The sequence below is a fragment of the Psychrobacter vallis genome (assembly GCF_904846715.1).
In the GTDB taxonomy this organism is placed as follows: Bacteria; Pseudomonadota; Gammaproteobacteria; order Pseudomonadales; family Moraxellaceae; genus Psychrobacter; species Psychrobacter vallis.
Map to the genome: position 1 here is coordinate 44,658 of NZ_CAJHBU010000007.1, position 22,443 is coordinate 67,100.

The window sequence follows — 22,443 nt, forward strand, 5'->3', positions numbered from 1 at the left end:
AAAAGATGCCATGGGCAATATCACTACGCATGACTACGACGCATTGAACCGTAAGTTTGAGACTACTCTAGACACTAACTTGGGAGATTCCTACGCAACCTAACGGTAGTAGTCAAACCACATCTGTTTTGGCTTTTTAGGGCCTAAACCCTTTTGGGTCCTAGTCTGGCTATACTCACGCTCAATATATTTAGTGATATCGTTTATGAGTTCAAATCTTGTTTCATAGTCTTGGTGATATGATATACATTAGCTCACTCTTCAACGTACTTCAGAAGCCCTCTATGGATGCGTTACCAAAGCAGTTGTCACATCTTGATATCGAACTTTTAAACTTATGCTACTTGATAGTCTTATGAGACCCATTGCTATAATACTGACTGTCTCTGTCAGAATGAACGATTATATCTGTGTCTATGCTAGATTTTTTATTCTTAATGGGAATATTCAGTGCACGGCATACTAAATCAGTGTTTATGCGTTTATTGATGGTGCTCTAATAATCGCTACCTGCCTTCAGCAACATCGGCTCAGACATAGTTAGAATGATTCGAATAAAAAAACCTCACTAAGTTTGTATGAGGTTTGGTATAAATATTTAACTATTTTCTGTGTCAACGAAAGCTCTATCATCATCTTCGTGGTCATCAAATATAGATTGCTCAGCCTTTTTTTGAGCAATGTCGTTTCTCAACTGTTGCTCTTCATCACTTAACTCTTCATCATCGTCATATGGGCCACTCATTACAATTTCCTTATATCCATTAAGTAAGGAGGTAGTATCAAATGATTAAGTTATTCTTACAAGTAAATTTTTGATAGTTTATCGCAAAACCTTTTTTTGACGTTCGTTTATATATAGTTGGACACCTTCCCAAAAAATTGTCTTGAATTATTTTGACATAGTTTTTATTTAGTCTCGAATTTCACTCATTCAAGTACAGCTCTGCCATCCCATCAAGTCTCGCTTTTACCTCTTTCCAGTTCGGCATCACTTGCGTTAGTAAGCGCCAAAAGTGCTCACTGTGATTGTGCTCGGCAATATGACACAGCTCATGCAGTATCACGTAATCAATACATTCCTTTGGGGCTTTTACCAAATGTGGATTAAGTATTAAATTACCTTTAGTTGAGCAGCTCCCCCATTGCTTTTTCATTACCATTAATTTAAACGAAGGACTATTCTCGACCCATGAAGCCTTATAAATCAAAGACTTAATCCTCTCTCTAGAGATTAAGTCAGCTCTATCTTTATACCATTTATCAATAAGGCTTTTGACGAGGGCAGCTCGTTCTTCGGAGCCTAGCTGAGAATCACTTTGAGACAATTCTACATTCAGCTTGCCTCGGCTAAGCTTCACAGTGCGTTTTATTGTATCGTCAGTCTCAGAATTAATGATCACCTTGAGCATATAACGACGACCGAGATAAAACTGGGTTTCACCGCTAACATAACGCTTGGGTAATACATGGTCTTTTTGCTTAGCAAAGTCCTGTAGGTTTTGCCATATCCAGCGAGCACGCTTCATCATGGCGTTATGTATCATCTCATCCGTAGCGTCGATAGGCGCTGTGGCAACCACACGCTGATCCGGATGTACTTTAATCACCACTTTGCGAGGCTTTCTTTTTTTGTTGATGATCGGATCGCTTTTAGACTTGTCTGCTGCTTCCTTATGCACCACTGCATAATGAATCTTATCTTCACCATAATAAAAGTCGCCATTCTCAGTCATTTGCTACTACCCTCTTGCTGCTCTTGGGCTTCTTGTCTCTCTTGACAGCCCAAGACGGGTAATTTTTAGCACTGCTTCAATGAGCTGTTGCGCTTTATCGATACCCAAATCCATAAATAACATCGGTAGTAATTTGACACTAATGGCATTTTCAATTTCTGCTGGATTGATAGAATACTCAGCCACTGCTGTCTTAACAATCTTGTTAATCTCAAAGGCGTAAGCGACGAGCTTATCATTATCTAACTCTTTATCCACTAAGAAATCAGCGTCAAACAAATGCTTAAACAAACCAAAATACGCCTGAGCATGTTTGTTTAATTTGCCACTACCATCGATAAATCTATTTGGTACATCAGCGACATCGCGGTCTTTTACGGCTTGCTCGAAGTCAGCAAACATCATGTACTGCTTCACTGGTGCATCAAACATGGCTTTGGCATCAGCAATTGCTTGCTTAAGTAATTTCGAAAAATACTCTTGGGCATAAGGATCATCCGCAAGATCTTGTTCAATCATCTTGGTCACACGACCAGTAATTTTATCCGTTTGATTGCGCGCTTCATCATCACTCATCGCCTCAGGCTTAGCATTTTTTCCTAGGTTGTCTACTAGGTAAACGCCTTTGGCTTCGCGAACCTCAAGCCCTGCGATATGCTTATCAAGCAAGCTACGAATATCTGCTTCATACTCATCATAATCAATGGTTTCGTCAGCATCAGCGCGTACTTGCTTACGTAAATTCATGAAAGCTTTTAGATCTTGTTTATAACGATCACGCTTGCTATCAAACGAGGAATCTTCAAAGAAAGACGCTGACTGCAAGGCAATTTTCATGGCGTTAGAAAATGTGGTCAAGGCCGCATAAAAGTCATCACGTTCCTTGAGCTTGGTATCGACTACTCTGCCATCGATTTCCTGCATTTTTGGTGCAAGCACTTGTCTTAATGCTTGTCCATCTTGCTTGTTTTTCACCGATGAGAATATCACCCACAGCTCGCTATGTAGTCTTGGTAGCTGCTTGTACTCGGTATCCATCGAGTTATATAGACCTTTGAGATCCTCAATATCAAAGCCACCTTGCGTACGTTCTGCCAAGTCTTGGTACTTTTCAATGGTGATATCCAACTCTTTTAAGATGCCACGATAATCAATCAGATAACCAAAACGTTTTTTCTCATGCAAGCGGTTCACCCGTGCAATCGCCTGAATCAAGTTATGCTGCTTCAATGGCTTATCGATATACAGCACGGTGTTTTTTGGCTCATCAAAGCCCGTTAGTAGCTTATCGACGACGATCATAATGTCAGGAGCGTTACCATTAACATTGTCCTGACTAAAGGCTTCTATAATAGCCTTGGTATAGGCTTTTTCATCACCTCCGTACTCGTTAGCAACGTTGGCTTGCCACCAATTCTGGACGATATCTTTTGACTCGCCATCGACGGTATCATGCCCTTCACGGGTATCAGGTGGTGACATGGCAACCACTGAGGTCACTTTGCCAATCTTGTCCAATGCCATTTTATAGCGGATAGCTGAGGCTTTAGAGTCACAAGCCAACTGACCCTTTAGATGTTGCTGTTTAAAGTTTTGGAAGTGATCAGAGATGTCATGAGCGATCAACTCAATACGACCTTCAACTTGATAGATTTGACCTTTCTGTGAGAACTTACGTTTGAGATCCGTTTTTTGATCATTGGTAAGCTTTTGGGTGATACGGTCAAACCAGCTATCGATGGCTTGGTCATTGGTATTCAATTCAGGGATACGCTCTTCATATAAGAGTGGCGTAACCGTTTTGTCTTTGACCGCTTGCTGCATGGTGTAGGAGTGAATGATGCTACCAAATTTGTTTTCGGTCTTGTCATCCTTTAGCAAAGGCGTACCTGTAAAGGCAATAAAGGCAGCGTTTGGCAAGGCTTGCGCCATACGAATGTTGTTCTCACCGTTTTGGCTACGGTGACCTTCATCAACCATGACGATGATATTGGGGCTGTCGTTATAACATTCATCATACTTCACTGCTGAGCCAAACTTATTAATAATAGAGAAAATAACCCGCTCATTACCATGACCGATCTGCTGGGCTAGACGGCGACCCGAGGTTGCCATGGCACCCGTTTTGTCGCGATCGGATAATACACCGCCAGAAGCAAAGGTTTTACTAAGCTGGGTTTCAAGATCGACACGGTCGGTGACGATAATGACCCGGCACTTCGCAAGCTCTTCTAACCAAATAAGTGCTTTGGAGAAAAACACCATGGTAAAAGATTTACCACTGCCTGTGGTATGCCAGATCACTCCACCTTCACGACTGCCCTTTTCATCAAAGGTACTAATGCGATCAATCAAGGCTTTGATGCCAAAAACTTGCTGATATCGAGCAACAATTTTGCCAGCTTTTTTATCAAACAAGGTAAACAGGCGTGTCATCCCAAGCAGACGCTTTGGCTGCAAAAGACTGATAATTAAGCGGTCTTGATCGGTAACGACTAGATCACCGCCAGCAATCAGTGATTTATATTCATTTGTAACCGCGGCAGGACGATGAGCAAACAAATTCTCAATCTGCTCAGGACTGAGCGCTTGATTTTTTAGACGGATAAACTCAGGCTCTTGGATCTCTTCTTCGACCCATTTTGCCCAAAACTTCTCAGGCGTACCGCAAGTGGCATACAGACCGTCATTGCCATTGATCGCCAGTAATAGCTGGCTATAGGCAAATAGATGCGGGATTTCTTTTGGCTTTTGATTGCGAATATGCTGGGACACCGCTTGGGCATTGGTCGATTGCCACTCTCTACTCGAATCAGGACGTTTGGCTTCGATCACTGCTAGCGGTAGACCATTCACAAAGCAAACAATATCAGGTCTACGACTATTCGTACCCTCGCTATTGAGTACCACCAGCTCTTCGGTAACGTGAAAGCTATTATTGTCGATAGTATTCCAATCTATCAGAGCGATGGTCTGCGCGGTTTTTTTACCGTCGATAAACTCAGTCACTGTCACGCCATAGAGCATGGCGTTATATAGCGCCTCGTTTGCAGCCTGCAAGCCTAAGTTCATGGCTGGGGTGAGCGTATGCATGATTTTATCAATGGCGCTGTCTGATAAATGATATGACTTACCTTCAAACATAAAAGTTTGCTTTGCTAAAAACGCACGCATGATAGGCAATAACACCACTTGGTTGGTGGCTTTATTTAAAGCCGCTTTTGAGCGCATGGCATTGCATTGACTTGGCGGAATAAACTCATAGCCCAGCGTGGTGAGCAAGGTTAAGGCGGGGAGCTTTGAGCTAAATTCTTCGGCGAAGTTGATGCTTTGTGTGGTCATATTAGTATGCTTATCGTTATCACTTATTAAGCGTGGATTTAGTCACGACATTTTTTATAATTTAATGAAGTGTTATCCCAATCGGCTTTAATACTCACACTCTTATCAGATAAATATTTATAATTTATCTTGTGTATGACTGGATCTGCTTCATAATAAAAAGCGCCTATGACGTTCACTTCATTTGAAGAGATAGGATCTACTTTGATAACTCTGAATCGCTGAACACCATTTGAAGATACTCTATTTGCATTCAAAAATGCTGGCTCACGAATTGCTTTAGGGAGATCGCAGTCTCCCCAAGAGCCTTGGTACTTTTTAGGAACAATGCTGGACTGCTTAGAATAGACGTAAGAGCCATTAAACGCCCTTTCAGTAGACGTACAGTTATTCAAACTTTTTAGTTGAATTTCATTAGGTGAAAATTTAACCTCAACTTGGCAACCTAAGTTGGGCTGATACTCTAGGTAAGCACTCTCTGGCACCGTAAAAATAATGCTTTGATCGTCTTGAATAGGCTTCGCTTTACTAGCGGTAACAAAGCTAGAGTCGCCAGTCATGTTGGCAAGGAAAAGCTCATAATGCTTTGAACCTTCATAATCAAAACTGCTGAGATGTACTCGCTTATTACTACCGCTAACATAGGTGCCTTCTGCTACAGGGGCAGCCATGGCGGTCATAGGTAACATCATAATAAGTGCAGATATAATTTTACTCATAGCTCAGCCTTCATACGTTTAAACTTGAATCAAATGGTATAAATACAAACCTACCATTGAGAACGAACCTTAGTCTCAAACTCATCAAGTAATTTGAGTTTTTTTATTAATAATTTATGCGCAGTATCTTTATCAAAGGAATCATAGGATGTTCTAAAGCATTTTATTGTGCCTGAACTCTCAAGCCAATCTTTTGTACAATCATCTTGTTTTAAAAAGGCTTCAGCAATTTCATGTTCTTTTGGTGTAGTAATATTATAAGCATAAAGATCAACGCAATATTTTTTGTCCTTGCGCCCATCTAGAAACATTACTACAACTGATTCGGTTTTCCATGATTCTAAGGTGAAACGCAGTACAGGGAATCCATACCAATGATGTATTTTAGTATCAATGTTATCCTTTGGAAAAACGGCTTGTACTTCCTCTACGAGTTCGTCTTTAAAAGCAGTAACAACCTCTATTTTTAAATCTTGAATATCTTTGATTTGACTTAAGTTTCCTAAAACGTATTTTGCCGTATCTTCCTCTATATTAGAACCAGTCATAATGCCCTCTAAATGTAGTATAAACTCACGTAATAAAAGCATCCACTTGTTTAATGGTTGAGAAATAAAAGTATCTGCCAATTTTTGTTTAATAGCATTAATCAATACTGGATAGCTTAAGCCAAGCCAATCATCAGGTGATTGACCATCTGGCGATAACACAACATAAAAAGACTGCTTTTTTTTGAAGTAATTATTTGACTCTACGTGCTTTATATAGCTATCAAAAGGGTTGGTTTGATGATGATAGATTTTATTCTCAATCAACATGACCCACTCATTGCCCTCTAACAGCAAGTCGATTCTTTTTTTGCCTTTGGTAATGGCCTCACGTTCAGGCGGATTGATAACAGAGAAGTCATCAACATTCAAAATAGTACAATCAGGATTGGCTGTAGAAAGCGCATCAAATAGTGCCTCTATCATTAGAGAGCCTAAACCATGGTCACCTTCACTATCACAAAAGAAAGCTAGCACATCGGAGGTTGGGTTTTCGTAGTAACCACGGCTACCAATACTGAATATTGTTGTCTCAGGCGTTTCTGAGATTGGTAAGGTCTTTATGTGTTCTAATAATCCCTTTAACTGAATAATATCCATTAATCTACCTTGATCCTTTTCTTGCCTGTTAACAATTGCTGCTTAATAAACTGATAGTCTGGCGTGGTAAGTAGGATTAAGGCATAAATTTTTGAGCTACACTTTTCTTGGAAGCTGCTGCTGGGATTGGTCATATCTGCCCACTTTAGACATAGCGTTTGTTTGGTTTTATCAATTGTAACTGATACCGTCATAAAAAAGGTAACAAAAAACCGCCAAAGTTGCGCGTAGCCCAAGAGGCGTAGCGTGGCGGTGATGTTAAGTCATGAATACGCACGTATGTTAGGTTTTAGCCTAGCTTTAAGACTCTGTAAAACTCTAACGCTAAGCTAGACAACCATTATGTTCACCTAAATTTATCTTAATAATGCTGTTTATAAGTATTTTCGCAAATGAGTAAAGTTAATAGCTTCTATGCCATGACCTGCTGCAAAACCATATAAATCCAAATCGGCGGTTAATAAGACGCATTTATCTAAATGGCAAATATCAAATAACGCAGCATCCGATAATCCTAGCTTAATAAAGGCAGGGCTAAGTATGATTTGCTTAGCAGTTAAATATTTTTCATCGACTGTGATAACAAACTGACTCAGATAACCAAATAGTATTTGCCGCTTTTTTCCTGTGAACCAATCGAGCAAATTCGCAGTTTCTGTCAAGACTTGAGGCGTAGTGATAATAGATTTAAAACCTAACAAAGTCTCATCTAATATTTTGGCATCGGCCGTCTTATATTCCTGTGTGCGTTTAAACTTTTCTACTTCCCCATCACCAAGCTGAGCCACTAAATACATGGTTAGTAAATTGGCATCAAGCAGTACATGTCTTGATTTATCAATATAATGGTGAGACATGACTAACCCACATCACGTATTAACATACCTTTAAAATCGCCATTTTCAACGCCAATACGGAACGTTTTATATTCACGTAAGGTTTCTTTTTTTATGTTGCTTGGTGCAAGTGCACTCAGTGCTGAGTAAGAGCTTGGGGCAGTTTCTATAGTTTTTACTCGATGAGAGTCATAGCCCAAAGTTATCCGCCATTCATTGTCAGACTCTTCAAATACGACTTCTTCTAGTCCTAGGTTTTTTATGTTCTCGCCTTCAAACAAATCTGCGGCAAATTGTCTAGCAAGTTTTACAGCTTCAGTGACTTCAATCATGTCGTTTACTCCTGTTAAGCCCTTCATTCATTCTAAACTATTTAGATGCGCTAGGGTGGATGAAACGTACTCTACCTAAAATCAGCTTTCCCGCTCAACCACCACCCTAACCTTACCCGTCAACAACACCTGCATCAACGCCTTTTTCTCTTGCTGTAAATCCACTAATTGCTGCTTAAGCAGATCAATTTCTTTATCCGCACTGGTTAATACGGTGGCGATTTTTTGTTGTTCTTTGATCGGTGGAATCAATATTTTTATTCGTTCTATATCTTTGTTGCTAATATTTGGCTGTGCCCCGCCAACTGCATCAATAAGTATTTCGTGTTGAATTTTAGGAAGCTTTAATAGTTGAAAAATATAACTTTTTGTTGTTAGCCCTTTCCTTACATCAAAACGACCAACTCGTTGGTTTAAATACGCTATTTCATCAAAAGTATATTTCCCAATTTTCCCTGTTGTTGCGCCAGACATAGCAATTAACACATCACCGTTTTTTATTTGGAACTTGTCGTACTTTTGATCTAATGCAATAAACACTGAGGATTTAATACTGACTGAGTAATCTGGTTTAATGTTAGAGATTTTAATTAATGGAATTCCTGAATCTTTGAAATCTGTACTTTTAAAAGCATTTCCCCCTGTTACTTTGACTATTGCACTTAGTTTCACATCTCCCCACTCACCTTCAAACCTTTTACCCGATTCATCAAGCAAACGCTTTTTACCCGTTAGCAATTGCTGCATCAACGCTTTTTTCTGCTGGGTACTATTGTCAATTAAACACTCGGTAGTGCTAATCGCGTTATCCCAAGTGGATAGGATGTTGGCGATTTTTTGTTGTTCATTGATAGTAGGTTGAGGAAGACGAATTTTTTTAAAATCTGTTAACGAAACTCTTTCTCTAGTTCCTGAAATTTTAATCTGTTGAACTTGCCTTTTACCAATATCACTATTAAGCAGATATTTTAAAAATATAGATTGTGGTAGTTCCTCACACCTTATTCTTATAACATCTTGTGTCACTATTCCAGAGATTTGGGAATCATATATAGCTGCCTCACATGGAGGAGCGCCTACCTTACTAATAATCACATCACCAAATACTACTTGGCAAGAGGGCAAAGACTCAAATTTTTCTTCAGTAATACATATATTTGACTTATTTTTGTAGCTACCATTTTGAATGTCACGTATATATACAACAGGTCTCCCTTCATTAGTTAGCTCAGAGGATAGTAGATCGCTTCCAAATGGACCATTAACAAAGCTATTTTTAGCCTTAGTGCTAAAGCTGTTTAACTTAACGACTTTCCAATCCGATGTATTCTTTTGAATTTCTTTCAAAGTTGACCATTTACTCACCATAACCCAACTCCTTTAAATACCCTGCCATCTCAGTCTCTAACTTATCCAATTCAGCCTTTAATTCAAGACGCTCAGTACGCACCATGACCAGATCAATCTCCGCCTCTTCCTCAAAGGTATCGACATAGCGTGGAATGTTTAGGTTAAAGTCGTTTTCTGCTATCTCATCAAAGCTCGCTAGATACGCGTATTTATCCACGCTTTCCCGCGCTTTATACGTCTCAATGACTTTGGCAATATTACTATCGGTGAGCTGGTTTTGGTTTTTACCAGATTTAAACTCATTACTGGCATCGATAAACAGTACTTTGTCATCGGTCTTACTCTTCTTAAAAAGCAGAATAGCCGCTGGAATCCCCGTCCCAAAGAACAGCTTTTCGGGTAAGCCAATCACCGTATCGAGCAGGTTTTCTTCAATGAGTTGCTGACGGATTTTACCTTCACTTGATGCACGAAACAGCACGCCATGCGGTACGACCACACCCATACGACCAGTAGATGGCTTGAGCGTTTCAATCATATGACTGATAAAGGCATAGTCGCCCTTGGTCTTGGGCGGTACACCGCGATGGAAGCGACCATAGGGATCGCTGCTGGCATCTTCATGACCCCATTTATCTAGTGAAAACGGAGGGTTGGCGGTCACCACATCGAACTGTAATAAGTGCTTGCCGTCTTTATCAAGTAGCAGCGGATTACGGATGGTATCGCCCCACTCGATACGGTGGTTGTCCTCACCGTGTAGGAACATATTCATCTTGGCCAGTGCCCATGTCGAGCCAATGGCTTCTTGACCGTATAGCGCATACTTTTTGGAGCCGGAGTTTTTGCGTACCATCGCCCCGCATTTAATGAGTAGCGACCCTGAACCGCAAGCAGGATCACAGATCTCATCACCTTCGACAGGCTCAAGAATAGTCGCTAGTAAATTGGATACTTCTGGTGGCGTATAGAACTCGCCAGCCGTCGCACCACTACTCGCGGCAAAGTGCTTGATTAAATACTCATAAGCATTACCAATCACATCGAGGCTACCGACACGCTCAGCACTTAGATTTAAGATCTCTTTGCCAAAGTCTTCTAATAAATGACGTAGTAGCTCGTTCTTTTGCTTTTCTTGACCCAACTTATCAGTATTGAAGCTGATATCTTGAAAGACGTTCTTGAGCTTAGTACCGTTGGCTTCTTCAATGGCGTGTAGCGCCTCGTCAATACGTTGACCATTACCCGGCTGATGACGCTCCTCGTATAAATCCCAAAAGCTTGCACCCTCAGGTAAGACAAAACGCTGCTTGGACATCATGGCGTGGATCAGCTCAGGCTTGTCGCCAAACTGTTCGACCAGCTTGATGTACTCATCACGGTAAACGTCTGATAAGTACTTGAGGAACAGCATGGTTAAGATAAAGTCTTTATAGGTATCGGCGCTGATGACCCCGCGAAAGGTGTCACAGGCGTTCCATACGGCTTTATTAATATCGTCTTGATTGATTTGGCTAGTATTAGTAGCAGAGCTGGTGGGCATTGATGATTCCTAGATACTTTGGAAAATTGCGAATAGTTATAGTGAGATAATGATAGCAGGGTCTGATATGGATATCTTAAACTGACAAGCATTTAATTATGCAATTTCTTCAAAGTGGTGTAACATTTGTTTGTTAATATTTTGAGAGAAAAAGATGAAGACTTTAGCATTATTGATAGTGGCAGGCTTAAGCTTAAGTGCGTGCACAATGGGTATGAATACTGTTGTACCGACAGATAATAGCGAAAAAGAGATTACTGAGTACCCTATTGAGACTGCAATGAATAATATATATACAAAAGCACGTAGCGAAAAGCTGTTTACTGTTATGTATGGTCTAAAAATGATAGCAGAGTTTACAGTTACGCCCAAAGGTACAACTGTATTCAATAATCAGCAGGTACAGAGTGCCGAAGTAGTTACGGTTAGTAAAGTCGAAGGACAGGTCGTTGATAAATCAGTAGGCGTAAACTATTTTACTTTAAATCCATTGGTTTTTCATGGCTTTACCAAAGATTCAGGCGAGTATTCTATAGCGACTCAAAGCGCGACTATCCCCAAGGTAGCGAGTGTTGGCGACTCAAGTACTTATCTTACAGAAAACGTCTATTCGGATAGTAGTAAAAGCCAACAAGTGGAAAAATTCACTCAATCATGGTCGTTAACACAAGCGACTAGAGATACTGCTTGGCTGCGTATTACAAGCTCAGAGAACCTGTTAGTCGGTAGCGAGCCTGATGGCACAGTCGATCAATATTATAGAATTAATAACAAGGGTGATTTATTAAATAGTGAATTGAATTCTACGTACCAAACACAAGATGGTTTTGAGATAATAGCTTATATGAGTGAATGATGGCGTCAATTTGAAACTTTGCAAAAATATCAACGCTAATTTAAATCAACTTATGTTTTATACTTTATAATGCAATAATTAGGGTATCACTCAACACAATGCTGAATCTAGCAAATAGTACTGTAAAGCTCACTGAGACGGCACTCAGTATAGAAAGTTATTATCATTTGAAGTGAGGTCTTATCGATAGCATAGGCAAAGACTTCATCAAACTGCATTATGATGAAGTCTTGCCCGATGCGAGCAATTTATCTCTATATAGGAATATCGAAAGGGAGTTTTTAAAAAATGGCTTAGCTACCATTTACTTAAGGACGAGTGAAATAGCTGAGCTTGTGATCGATAAGTCAGACAAGGCAGCGCCGAGTCTATGGCAGCGGTAAACCTACAACCATCTCTAGCATCTCTAGCATCTCTAGCATCTCTAGCATCTCTAGCATCTCTAGCATCTCTAGCGAAAGCATTTGTCTTGATATTTACTCGCTTTTTTTTCACCGATCAAAATATCGTTCACAATTCAATAGAAAGTTTATCCTTTAAACTTCGAAAAACTGCTGATTGTTATAGTAAACAATGATAGTACGATTGACTCGTTTTTCTTGGAAGTATAGCCCACATTGCTATTTTGAATAAGGCTCAAGGCGCTGCAGTTTTTGAGATATCACATTTTCGATGATGCAAAGACCTCAATGGATAGAATCGAAAAGCTATTGTAGCGATAATGTTAAAAGTGAAAATTTGTTTTGCAAATAAAAACTCATAAGACTAAGCTTTAATTTCTTACGGAAAGATTACAATAGGTAACATTATGAAAATTAATAAAATTTATGCAGGTGTGGCGTTGGCAAGCACTTTAATGCTAACAGGGTGCGGTGATGATAACGATGAATACGTATCAAACCCAGATGATAATGCAGGGCCTATCGTTAATAATGAACTGAACTACGCAGTGTTTGATCCTTTCACTGACATGTCAAATGATAAATACGAAGATGCTTGGGGAAAGCTAGCATACAAAATCAGTAATAATGGAGTGACACAGACAATCACTACTGTGGTAGGAAGCTCGCCTACTGCCTATCAAGACAGCAGACGTGATGTTTCTGAATTAGAATTTTATGCTGGTCAAAATCTATTTGCAGCTGTTCCCGAAGATTTCGATAGTAAGTTCTATAAAATTAGTTTTGTTGATAGCAATACGTTTAAGCTAAATATTTATTCAGGCAATGCTCCTATTAATTTAACTTATGACATCATAACGCTTGATCTTGCAGGTGTAGGCAAACAGCCATCTGATGCAACCATTGGTATAGATACGGATTTATCCTACTTCCCTGATGGCTTTAACGCTACTTTCCCTAGTGGTTCTCAATGCTATATCTGGTTAGAAACACCCAATCAAACTTTCTATACTTTTTCTGAAGACGAGGATGAAGGTGGCATGACTATAGATGAATGGGTTGCTAACCAGCAGACGTATTATACAGTCACTGACCTTGTCAAAGAGAATATTGGACTCAATAACGAACTACCTGCTGCTAGATATACCGACGAAGATGGTGATATCGTTGCCGCTGTTAGATATAACGGCTTGATATACAGCGCGTCATATAATCAAAAAGGGGTTCAAGAAAAATCCGATATTGACCCTGATGTTTCAGAAGTTAATTGTGATCAGTACAACGATGTAGCGACTGACTTCTTGGAAACACAAATCAAAGCCAATTATTAAAAGTTGTGGTGTATCAAGAGGTAGCTATAATATTGAGCGCTTCTTCTGCCTCATAAAATTGAGATAAAAAATAGCGCCTACAATGGGCGCTATTTTATTATGTCACTACACTTCATACATATTCAAAAGATAGAATAGGTGGCTAAACTTTATTTAGTAAATATTTTATCATCAGGTAGCTTGACCAAGCGCCTATTATTTTTTAATTAAAGTGTAGGCTACGTTGGTATCATCCAACTGCACTAAAGAAGCCAGTCTGGCTGATAGTGGATCTTTACTCTCGATTGCCGTTAATATCGCCTTGTGCCTTGGCAATGAATGCGTTTGTAAATTAGGCCTTAGGCTGGTCAGCTTAATGGATTGTTGTAGCGGTAACACCAACATTTTTGACATATAAGCCAGTAGGTCGTTATGCGTGGCCTTGGCAATGGCAAGATGAAACTCTATGTCAGGTTGCATAAACTCTTCTGCATTTGTCGCCTTCTCCATGCCCTCATACGCTGTTTTAATCTGTGCAATATCATCATCGGTTGCGGTACTCGCAGCGATATAGGCCATCTCAGGCTCTAAGACACGTCGAACGGTCGATAAGGACTTGAAAAAATCATTTTCTGGTGTGGATTCAATCAACCAAAATAGCACGTCTGGATCAAGCATATGCCATTCATCCTTTGGACGCACGACCGTGCCCACTTTTGGACGGGAGTATGTCAGTCCTTTTGAATTAAGAACCCGTATTGCTTCACGAGAAACGGGCCGACTGACCTGAAACTCTTCACACAACTCGTCTGAGGAAGGTAATTTTTCGTTTTCAGGAAAATGACCAGAAACGATTTTTAGACCCAATTGTTGAACAATCAATGCATGTTGGCTTTTGCTTGGAACAGGATTCTTGTAGTCGGCAGCGCTCATATCTTATCGTTACTCATATTTGACACTAGTATGTTATAGAAGACCTTGTCAATAAACAAGGTCTTCTATTTTGCATAAACGAGTGCCAATATTTGAATAAACTAGGGCATGCCCTCAATTCAATCGATAATCATCTAAATGGACTAAAAATGGCTAAATTTTGCCAAACTGCGTCAAATAGCTAGGTAATATCTCGATATTATCTAGCTATTTTCCTTGTTTGACGGCAATTTATCTCATTTTTATCACCATTTTTGAAATGAGGGCACGCTCTAGTGCGAGTGACGAGGTACCTCAGAACCGCGACAGCCGACCAAAAAATCGAAATCGCAGCCTTCATCCGCTTGCAGCACGTGCTTGACATAGAGTTCACGATACCCACCAATAAAATTGGGTGTAGGTGGTGCTGGTAAATTTGCTAAGCGCTGCTGTAGCTCTTCATCGCTAACCTCTAAGTGCAATTTGCCTGCGTAGGCATCAAGCTCAATAAAGTCACCGTTTTGTACCGCAGCCAGCGGTCCCCCTGCGCGGGCTTCTGGAGCTACATGTAATACCACGCTACCATACGCTGTGCCACTCATGCGTGCATCAGAAATTCGTAGCATATCTGTGATTCCTTTTTCTAACAGCTTGGGCGGCAATCCCATATTGCCGACTTCGGCCATACCCGGATAGCCTTTAGGCCCTGCGTTTTTTAACACCAAAATACAGGTTTCATCGACATCTAAATCTGGATCTACGATACGTGCTTTATAGTCATCAAGATCTTCAAACACCACAGCGCGGCCACGATGTTTCATCAATTTTTCTGACGCGGCAGACGGTTTAAGCACAGCGCCCTTTGGTGCTAGATTGCCGTGTAAGATACACATGCCGCCATCTTTACTCAGAGGATTATCTACTTGACGGATGACCTCATCATTATAAATGGGCGAGCTTTGACAATTCTCCCAAATGCTTTGACCGTTCGCAGTCAGTGCTTGCGGATGCGGTAGCAGATTGTGCTCACCCATACGGCGCAATACCGCAGGCAGACCACCGCTATAATAAAACTCTTCCATCAAAAATCGTCCTGATGGCTGCAAATCAACAATGGTGGGCATGCCACGACCTATACGATTCCAATCCTCTAGCTCTAAATCAACACCAATACGCCCAGCAATGGCTTTTAAGTGAATCACTGCGTTAGTCGAACCGCCAATGGCTGCGTTGACTTTAATCGCATTTTCAAACGCTTCCTTGGTTAGAATTTTAGACAGCGTCAGATCTTCTTTAACCATATCAACAATACGCATACCTGATAAGTGCGCCAGAACATAACGGCGCGAGTCCACTGCTGGAATAGCAGCATTGTGCGGTAAAGACGTACCTAATGCTTCAGCCATACAGGCCATGGTAGAAGCTGTGCCCATTGTATTACAAGTACCCGCTGAACGAGACATTCCTGATTCTGCAGATAGGAATTCGTTTAGATCGATTTTCCCTGCTTTTAACTCTTCGTGCATTTGCCAGACGATGGTACCTGCGCCGATATCTTTGCCTTTATGTTTGCCATTTAACATCGGCCCGCCTGTGACGACGATGGCCGGAACATCACAACTGGCTGCGCCCATCAATAGCGCTGGCGTGGTTTTATCACAGCCTGTTAATAGCACAACCCCATCCATAGGGTTACCGCGAATTGCTTCTTCCACATCCATACTCGCCAAATTACGCGTCAGCATAGCCGTTGGGCGTAGGTTGGATTCACCACTTGAGAAGACAGGAAATTCAACAGGATAGCCACCCGCTTCTAAGATGCCTTTTTTGACATGCTCAGCAATTTTGCGGAAATGTGCATTACAAGGGGTCAATTCTGACCACGTATTACAAATACCGATGATAGGTCTACCATCAAACTCATGATCTGGAATACCTTGATTTTTCATCCAGCTACGATACATAAATCCATTTTTGTCCGCCGTTCCAAACCAAGCTGCTGAACGTAGTGGCTTCTTGTTTGACATGTCTATATCCTTATATAGTATTACTATTTAAATGATAATAATCAAAATACACTAAAAACTATCTTTTTAAAAGGGTTTACATTTAAATAGTATTACTATATTTTAGTTAAAGCTTTTATACATTATTTCAGTTATCGACTGATAACGCCCTTAACTACAGATAACTTCTCTTTGGCATGATGCCTGAGAATAACCACATGGAACGTGGAGTTGGATATGGATTTCGAAAAGAACGTTATACGAACAGTGACCTACAGATTAATCCCTGCATTGATTGTGCTTTATGTGGTTGCTTATATTGATCGCGGTGCGGTTGGCTTTGCTCACCTACATATGGGCGCTGATGTCGGTATCGGTGACGCCGCTTATGGATTTGGCGCAGGTTTATTCTTTATTGGTTACTTTATGTTTGAGGTGCCCAGTAACTTACTATTGGCCAAGTTTGGGGCGCGTAAGTGGTTCACTCGCATTTTATTGACATGGGGTTTGATAACCATGGCAATGGCGCTCATACAAGGCCCTAAAAGCTTTTATGCTCTTAGGTTCTTACTTGGTGTTGCTGAAGCAGGGTTTTTTCCTGGTGTTTTATATTTGATTACCCAGTGGTTCCCTGTGCGTCACCGCGGAAAAATCATGGGGATGTTCGTGCTATCTCAGCCTATTGCCATGGTGATTGCAGGACCGTTGTCTGGTGCCTTACTAGGTATGGATGGCATGGCAAACCTGCATGGCTGGCAATGGTTGTTCATAGCCGTCGGCTTACCTGCTGTTCTTTTGGCTCTACCCACTTATTTGTATTTGCCAGATGATATTAAAACAGCCAAATGGTTAACAGCAGAGCAAAAGAATTGGCTACAAAATGAATTGGTTAAAGATGAGTCTGAGTATGAACAAACACGACATGCCAATCCTTTACATGCGCTAAAAGATAAACGTGTATTGCTCCTTGCGCTGTATTACCTGCCTGTCACCTTGAGTATTTACGGTTTAAATTTGTGGCTACCCACTATTATCAAACAGTTCGGTGGTGGCAGCGATCTACGAGTTGGTTTCATATCGAGTATTCCTTATATTTTTGGGGTTGTCGGATTATTGATTATTCCACGCAGTAGTGACCGCTTAAATGATCGTTATGGACACCTTGGTTTTCTTTATGCAGTAGGTGCTTTTGCCATGTTCTTAAGTGCTTGGCTCACCTCTCCTGTCTTGCAATTGGTTGCACTATCTGCCGTCGCTTTTTGCTTATTCTCAACGACGGCTGTTTTTTGGACACTGCCGGGCCGATTCTTGACAGGTACCAGTGCAGCGGCTGGTATTGCCTTGATCAATTCCGTGGGTAACTTGGGCGGTTATCTGGGACCTTATGGCATTGGCTTGTTAAAGGAGTACACAGGCCATATGGCAGCAGGCTTGTACTTCCTTTCTATAGTTATGGTTTTTGGTTTGATCCTAACCTATTTCGTCTATGCCAAATTTGAAAAAAAGACATCCCAAAAAATAAACGTTAGCGAACAAACGTACTAAGGACATTGACTATGAACATCATTCAATTTGAAGCCCAAGACCAGCAGCGCGCGGTTGGCATTGTCGAAAAGAATACCGTCAAACCAGTCAATCAGGTTGAAACGGTTCGAGACTTGGCATTAATGGCAATCGAAAATACCGTGAGCCTAGAGCAACAGATCGAACAATTAGGCTTTGCCTCTGAGAGCTATGACTACGCACAACTACTAGATAACTTACAGGTACTTCCGCCTTTAGATCATCCAGATACTGCGCATTGTTTTGTCTCAGGGACGGGTTTGACCCATTTAGGCTCTGCCGCTACTCGTGACAAAATGCACCAACAGAACGCGGCTGATACTGCCTCAGTGACTGACACCATGCGTATATTTCAATTAGGTATTGAAAAAGGTAAACCTGCTGAAGGTAATGTGGGCGCACAACCTGAATGGTTCTATAAAGGCGACGGCTCTATTGTGGTTCGTCCTGGTGCAGATCTGCCGATGCCTAATTTTGCAGAGGATGGCGGTGAGGAGCCTGAAATTGCAGGTCTGTATGTGATCGGCCTAGACTCAAAACCATATCGCATTGGCTTTGCCATGGGCAACGAATTTTCTGATCACATCATGGAACGTCGAAACTATTTGTACCTTGCCCATTCGAAATTACGTTTCTGCAGTTATGGCCCAGAGCTACGTACGGGTGAGCTGCCAAAACATTTGGTCGGCACCAGTCGCCTGCGCCGTGATGGTGACGTGATTTGGGAAAAAGAATTTTTATCAGGTGAAGACAATATGTGTCATAGCCTAACCAATCTTGAATACCACCATTTTAAATATCAGCAATTTTTAAAACCAGGTGATGTGCATATTCATTATTTTGGTACGGCGACGCTGTCATTTGCAGACGGTATACAAACCCAAATTGGTGATGAATTCGAGATTGAGATGAAAGAATTTGGTCATTCTTTAAAAAATAAGATTGCACATACTCAACCTGAACTATCCATTGGTTCAGTTAAAACACTCTAAGGAGAATACTATGGTTATTGGACAAAATTTTATTGCAGGTCAACGCAGTGCGCTTGGCAGTAAAGTCTTACAAAGCGTTAATGCCAGCACAGGAGAAGCCTTGGATTATGAGTTTCATCAAGCCACTGAAGAAGAGGTCAATCAGGCGTGCGAAGCCGCCAGTGAAGCCTTTAAAAGCTATCGTAATACGTTACCTGAACAGCGTGCGTTATTTCTAGAAGCGATTGCCGATGAACTGGACGCTCTAGGACAAGATTTTCTCGAAAATATTTCTCAAGAAACCGCGCTACCACTTGCACGCTTACAAGGTGAACGTGGTCGTACCAGTGGTCAAATGCGCTTATTTGCTAAAGTGCTACGCCGCGGTGACTATTTAGGGGCGCGTATCGATACAGCATTGCCTGAGCGCCAGCCCATGCCACGTGTAGATTTGCGTCAGGTGAAGATAGGAGTCGGTCCGATTGCTGTGTTTGGAGCCAGTAACTTTCCTTTAGCCTTTTCGACAGCGGGCGGTGATACGGCTTCTGCGTTAGCGGCAGGCTGCCCTGTGGTTGTCAAAGCCCACAGTGGACATATGGTAACGGCGGATCAAGTCGCACAAGCGATCGATAGAGCGGTTGCGAGCACCAATATGCCTAAAGGCGTGTTCAGTATGGTTTATGGCAGTGGTGTTGGTGAAACACTCGTTAAACATCCATTGATTCAAGCAGTTGGTTTTACGGGTTCACTAAAAGGCGGTCAAGCCCTAAGTGCTATGGCAGCCGCTCGTCCCAATCCTATTCCGGTATTTGCAGAAATGAGTAGTATCAATCCCATGCTTATGCTACCAGCTGCTCTAAAAAATCGCGGTGATAGCATTGCTCAAGACTTAGCAGATTCTGTCGTGATGGGCTGTGGACAATTTTGTACCAATCCTGGTTTAGTTATTGGAATTAAATCACCTGAATATAGCCAATTTATTGAGAAGCTGACAGATACCATCAATGCCAAACCTGCACAAACCATGTTGAATGCCGGTACGCTAAAAAGCTACTCGTCAGGTCTGGAAGATTTGATGGCGCATGAAGGGTTTGAGCATTTGGCAGGACAAGCTCAACAAGGAGATCAGGCTCAACCGCAACTGTTTAAAGCAGACGTAGAATTACTGCTAGCAGGAAATCAGTTGCTACAAGAAGAGATTTTTGGTCCTGCAACGATAGTCATTGAAGTCAAAGACAAAGAGCAGTTGATTCAAGCACTCAGTAGCATGAACGGCCAATTAACAGCCGCTTTGATTGCAGATGAAGCCGATTTTTCTGAATTCGCGGACGTTGTACCTGTATTAGAAGAGAAAGCTGGACGCCTACTATTAAACGGTTATCCAACAGGGGTAGAGGTCTGTGAGGCAATGGTACACGGCGGACCTTATCCTGCAACGTCCGATGCACGCGGCACTTCGGTCGGAACGCTGGCAATTGACCGTTATCTGCGCCCTGTGTGTTATCAAAATTATCCCCAAAGCTTATTACCAGAAGCGCTGAAGGATGAGAATCCATTCAATATTTTGAGACTGGTCAACGGTGAAATGACTCGAAATAAGATTTAATTCAAATAAAAAGAGACCATTAACTGGTCTCTTTTTTTATTTTATCAAGTAAGAGATATTCATCTTAATAACCTATGCTAAAACCTGAACCTTTCCTAACCTGCGTGCAAGCCATAGAAATATCATGGGTTTCAATCGCATAAAGTAATCGTGCATTTTAAGAACAGTATAGAAGGTGCTGCAAGCATTAAAAGATCAAATGTCTCATATATCCCTAACTCTTCCGCTGATAAAAAAATTATATCGACTTTGGTTTCCACCGCTAATCTTATCCTTTTTAATAAAGTAAAGCCTTCTAGTTTCCCCATCTTGTCATACCCTATCCCAAATACCCCTTAATCCCTTTATTAATAACGCGTCTAACGTTTTTTTTATGCCTGCTTTTTTCCAATCTATCCGAATATAGCCCACCTACCCCGTGGCTTGTATTGGTCTATCCGTTGGTCTACTATTCATATAGTCTATTCTAAATAAAACAGAACCATTATATTGCACCCCTGAACTGTTATAAATTTTTCTTGCTTGCTGTGCCTGCGCAGCTCGATGCTGCGAAAAACTTATAACAGTTCCGCTGACTCATTTTTATACTGAACTCATTATCTCTCTCAATAAGTTGACCACTATTAATCAACTCCTCATCGAGTCGTTAGTTTACCAAGTTTAGTTGTACGGTTTTTTCAGCATAGCTCAATCTGATTGCCCTTCAAGAAGCCGTCAGTGGTGGATAGTGGGCAGTTCAAGCGCCCATCATGTTAGAAGCAGCAGAAATACTAGGTAATGACCCTGAAAAAGTTGCCATGGCGGTTGCATGGGGTGATGCGTGGACAAATATGATCCAGCCATTCTGGGCGTTGCCAGCCTTGGCAATCGCTGGATTGAAAGCCAAAGATATTATGGGATTTTGTGTGATTGTGTTGATTGTCAGTGGTATTGTGATCGGCTTAGGACTGTTGTTCTTGTAAACATCATTGAAAGACTAAAAATCTGACCTTGCCTTTTTTAAGGGTGAGGTTTTTTTGTGGGTAGAAATATCAGGCTGACTTAAATGAGAAGTTTTGAAGATCAAAAGCTCAACACGCTCTAAATACGGTTATAAATTCCAATAAAAACGCTACTGTTTTAAAGGAAAACAGGTAAAATATAAAAGTCAAATTCTACCGACTGATGTTTTGAAAAACTGACTATTATTAAATAAATTCTACTGAGGATGAGCCATGAAGTGGACTGTATTGGTGTGTTCGCTACCGTTGTTGACTGCTTGTATGAGCATAAAAAATGTAAAAGAATTACCAGCCGAGCTAATTTATCAGCCCCCAGTATCAGGTGCAACCGCAACTATTATGGGTAAAATGGAACCACGACATACTAGGCTTGTCGGTGATCGCATCGCTTTTATTATGGAGATTGATGGTAAGCGTGTCCCTAAAGAGAAAAAAGAGACTTACAGCGATACTTGGGATAATGTCTACCCGATTACGACGGGTGAGCACACATTAACGGTTACTTATCGTATGGCAGGACACTATACTATACCGACTAAAATTACGTTTGATGCCAAAGCCAACAATGACTATCAGCTGGACTTCGCTACTGATATCGGTACGGCATGGTTTAGTAAAGACAGCTATGTTGATTTTTGGATCAAGGATAAATCAACAGAAAAACCTGTGACAGAGGTAGTGCGAACTGCGCCACCACCTGAGCCGAGGGTTGTTTCTTATCCAATAATTATTAATAGATAAATGAGAAAGAATTGTCCAGCAACAGCGCTATTACTAAACCCAATAACCAGTCATCACTTCCTAGGCCAAC

Annotated in this window: 18 protein-coding genes and 2 pseudogenes; 7 read left to right on the forward strand and 13 right to left on the reverse strand. The window is 41.2% G+C overall.

Features of this window, described 5'->3' with window-relative positions; all coding sequences use genetic code 11:
• Positions 1–99: 99 nt before the first annotated feature.
• From JMY02_RS13640 to JMY02_RS06195, 11 genes and pseudogenes are all read right to left on the reverse strand, one after another.
• A pseudogene (locus JMY02_RS13640) lies at positions 100–490 on the reverse strand (IS3-like element ISPar1 family transposase); the annotation flags it as partial.
• A gap of 108 nt (positions 491–598) precedes the next feature.
• Positions 599–745, reverse strand: a complete 147-nt coding sequence (locus tag JMY02_RS06150) for a hypothetical protein (protein ID WP_201596310.1) — start codon at positions 743–745, stop codon at positions 599–601.
• Between the two features lie 181 nt (positions 746–926).
• Positions 927–1,736 carry a M48 family metallopeptidase gene (locus JMY02_RS06155; RefSeq protein WP_201596312.1) on the reverse strand — a complete coding sequence of 270 codons (810 nt, stop codon included), beginning with the start codon at positions 1,734–1,736 and terminating at the stop codon, positions 927–929.
• A gap of 6 nt (positions 1,737–1,742) precedes the next feature.
• Positions 1,743–5,078 carry a type I restriction endonuclease subunit R gene (locus JMY02_RS06160; protein WP_201596314.1) on the reverse strand — a complete coding sequence of 1,112 codons (3,336 nt, stop codon included), beginning with the start codon at positions 5,076–5,078 and terminating at the stop codon, positions 1,743–1,745.
• A gap of 38 nt (positions 5,079–5,116) precedes the next feature.
• Complete coding sequence (locus JMY02_RS06165) at positions 5,117–5,797, reverse strand: hypothetical protein (RefSeq protein ID WP_201596316.1); 681 nt, start codon at positions 5,795–5,797, stop codon at positions 5,117–5,119.
• Between the two features lie 50 nt (positions 5,798–5,847).
• Positions 5,848–6,945: a PDDEXK-like family protein gene (locus JMY02_RS06170; protein WP_201596318.1), complete on the reverse strand. Its 1,098-nt coding sequence runs from the start codon at positions 6,943–6,945 to the stop codon at positions 5,848–5,850.
• Entirely contained in the window at positions 6,945–7,139 is a 195-nt protein-coding gene (locus tag JMY02_RS06175) for a hypothetical protein (protein WP_201596321.1), read from the reverse strand. The genes JMY02_RS06170 and JMY02_RS06175 overlap by 1 nt, the downstream gene beginning before the upstream one ends.
• A gap of 180 nt (positions 7,140–7,319) precedes the next feature.
• Positions 7,320–7,802 (reverse strand): PIN domain-containing protein, encoded by a 483-nt coding sequence (locus tag JMY02_RS06180; protein WP_201596323.1) that lies wholly within the window; start codon positions 7,800–7,802, stop codon positions 7,320–7,322.
• A 2-nt stretch (positions 7,803–7,804) separates the two neighbouring features.
• On the reverse strand, positions 7,805–8,113 hold the full coding sequence (locus tag JMY02_RS06185; RefSeq protein ID WP_201596324.1) for a hypothetical protein: 309 nt from the start codon (positions 8,111–8,113) through the stop codon (positions 7,805–7,807).
• Positions 8,114–8,194: 81 nt separating this feature from the next.
• Entirely contained in the window at positions 8,195–9,481 is a 1,287-nt protein-coding gene (locus JMY02_RS06190) for a restriction endonuclease subunit S (protein ID WP_201596326.1), read from the reverse strand.
• Positions 9,471–11,006, reverse strand: a complete 1,536-nt coding sequence (locus tag JMY02_RS06195; RefSeq protein ID WP_201596328.1) for a type I restriction-modification system subunit M — start codon at positions 11,004–11,006, stop codon at positions 9,471–9,473. The genes JMY02_RS06190 and JMY02_RS06195 overlap by 11 nt, the downstream gene beginning before the upstream one ends.
• A 154-nt stretch (positions 11,007–11,160) precedes the next feature.
• Here JMY02_RS06195 and JMY02_RS06200 point away from each other — a divergent pair, with 154 nt between their 5' ends.
• Both JMY02_RS06200 and JMY02_RS06205 read left to right on the forward strand, forming a co-directional pair.
• On the forward strand, positions 11,161–11,862 hold the full coding sequence (locus tag JMY02_RS06200) for a hypothetical protein (protein WP_201596330.1): 702 nt from the start codon (positions 11,161–11,163) through the stop codon (positions 11,860–11,862).
• Positions 11,863–12,670: 808 nt separating this feature from the next.
• Positions 12,671–13,594, forward strand: a complete 924-nt coding sequence (locus tag JMY02_RS06205) for a hypothetical protein (RefSeq protein ID WP_201596332.1) — start codon at positions 12,671–12,673, stop codon at positions 13,592–13,594.
• A gap of 195 nt (positions 13,595–13,789) precedes the next feature.
• Here JMY02_RS06205 and JMY02_RS06210 read toward each other — a convergent pair whose 3' ends face one another.
• Both JMY02_RS06210 and JMY02_RS06215 read right to left on the reverse strand, forming a co-directional pair.
• Positions 13,790–14,506: a FadR/GntR family transcriptional regulator gene (locus tag JMY02_RS06210; protein ID WP_201596334.1), complete on the reverse strand. Its 717-nt coding sequence runs from the start codon at positions 14,504–14,506 to the stop codon at positions 13,790–13,792.
• Positions 14,507–14,778: 272 nt separating this feature from the next.
• Complete coding sequence (locus tag JMY02_RS06215; RefSeq protein WP_201596336.1) at positions 14,779–16,512, reverse strand: IlvD/Edd family dehydratase; 1,734 nt, start codon at positions 16,510–16,512, stop codon at positions 14,779–14,781.
• A gap of 216 nt (positions 16,513–16,728) precedes the next feature.
• Between JMY02_RS06215 and JMY02_RS06220 the strand changes: the two genes are divergently transcribed.
• The 5 genes and pseudogenes from JMY02_RS06220 (at position 16,729) to JMY02_RS06240 (ending at position 22,373) form a co-directional block, all read left to right on the forward strand.
• Positions 16,729–18,036, forward strand: coding sequence for an MFS transporter (locus JMY02_RS06220; RefSeq protein ID WP_201596338.1), 1,308 nt, complete (start codon positions 16,729–16,731; stop codon positions 18,034–18,036).
• Between the two features lie 11 nt (positions 18,037–18,047).
• Positions 18,048–19,046, forward strand: coding sequence for an AraD1 family protein (gene araD1, locus JMY02_RS06225; protein ID WP_201596340.1), 999 nt, complete (start codon positions 18,048–18,050; stop codon positions 19,044–19,046).
• A 10-nt stretch (positions 19,047–19,056) separates the two neighbouring features.
• Positions 19,057–20,631: an aldehyde dehydrogenase (NADP(+)) gene (locus JMY02_RS06230; RefSeq protein WP_201596342.1), complete on the forward strand. Its 1,575-nt coding sequence runs from the start codon at positions 19,057–19,059 to the stop codon at positions 20,629–20,631.
• 740 nt (positions 20,632–21,371) lie between these two features.
• A pseudogene (locus tag JMY02_RS06235) lies at positions 21,372–21,593 on the forward strand (TIGR00366 family protein); the annotation flags it as partial.
• 252 nt (positions 21,594–21,845) lie between these two features.
• Positions 21,846–22,373, forward strand: a complete 528-nt coding sequence (locus JMY02_RS06240) for a hypothetical protein (RefSeq protein WP_201596344.1) — start codon at positions 21,846–21,848, stop codon at positions 22,371–22,373.
• Positions 22,374–22,443: the final 70 nt, after the last annotated feature.

Coding starts and splice junctions, on each gene's coding strand:
- JMY02_RS06150 (WP_201596310.1), bottom strand. CDS start 745: ATGAGTGGCCCATATGACGATGATGAAGAGTTAAGTGATGAAGAGCAA.
- JMY02_RS06155 (WP_201596312.1), bottom strand. CDS start 1,736: ATGACTGAGAATGGCGACTTTTATTATGGTGAAGATAAGATTCATTAT.
- JMY02_RS06160 (WP_201596314.1), bottom strand. CDS start 5,078: ATGACCACACAAAGCATCAACTTCGCCGAAGAATTTAGCTCAAAGCTC.
- JMY02_RS06165 (WP_201596316.1), bottom strand. CDS start 5,797: ATGAGTAAAATTATATCTGCACTTATTATGATGTTACCTATGACCGCC.
- JMY02_RS06170 (WP_201596318.1), bottom strand. CDS start 6,945: ATGGATATTATTCAGTTAAAGGGATTATTAGAACACATAAAGACCTTA.
- JMY02_RS06175 (WP_201596321.1), bottom strand. CDS start 7,139: ATGACGGTATCAGTTACAATTGATAAAACCAAACAAACGCTATGTCTA.
- JMY02_RS06180 (WP_201596323.1), bottom strand. CDS start 7,802: ATGTCTCACCATTATATTGATAAATCAAGACATGTACTGCTTGATGCC.
- JMY02_RS06185 (WP_201596324.1), bottom strand. CDS start 8,113: ATGATTGAAGTCACTGAAGCTGTAAAACTTGCTAGACAATTTGCCGCA.
- JMY02_RS06190 (WP_201596326.1), bottom strand. CDS start 9,481: ATGGTGAGTAAATGGTCAACTTTGAAAGAAATTCAAAAGAATACATCG.
- JMY02_RS06195 (WP_201596328.1), bottom strand. CDS start 11,006: ATGCCCACCAGCTCTGCTACTAATACTAGCCAAATCAATCAAGACGAT.
- JMY02_RS06200 (WP_201596330.1), top strand. CDS start 11,161: ATGAAGACTTTAGCATTATTGATAGTGGCAGGCTTAAGCTTAAGTGCG.
- JMY02_RS06205 (WP_201596332.1), top strand. CDS start 12,671: ATGAAAATTAATAAAATTTATGCAGGTGTGGCGTTGGCAAGCACTTTA.
- JMY02_RS06210 (WP_201596334.1), bottom strand. CDS start 14,506: ATGAGCGCTGCCGACTACAAGAATCCTGTTCCAAGCAAAAGCCAACAT.
- JMY02_RS06215 (WP_201596336.1), bottom strand. CDS start 16,512: ATGTCAAACAAGAAGCCACTACGTTCAGCAGCTTGGTTTGGAACGGCG.
- JMY02_RS06220 (WP_201596338.1), top strand. CDS start 16,729: ATGGATTTCGAAAAGAACGTTATACGAACAGTGACCTACAGATTAATC.
- araD1 (WP_201596340.1), top strand. CDS start 18,048: ATGAACATCATTCAATTTGAAGCCCAAGACCAGCAGCGCGCGGTTGGC.
- JMY02_RS06230 (WP_201596342.1), top strand. CDS start 19,057: ATGGTTATTGGACAAAATTTTATTGCAGGTCAACGCAGTGCGCTTGGC.
- JMY02_RS06240 (WP_201596344.1), top strand. CDS start 21,846: ATGAAGTGGACTGTATTGGTGTGTTCGCTACCGTTGTTGACTGCTTGT.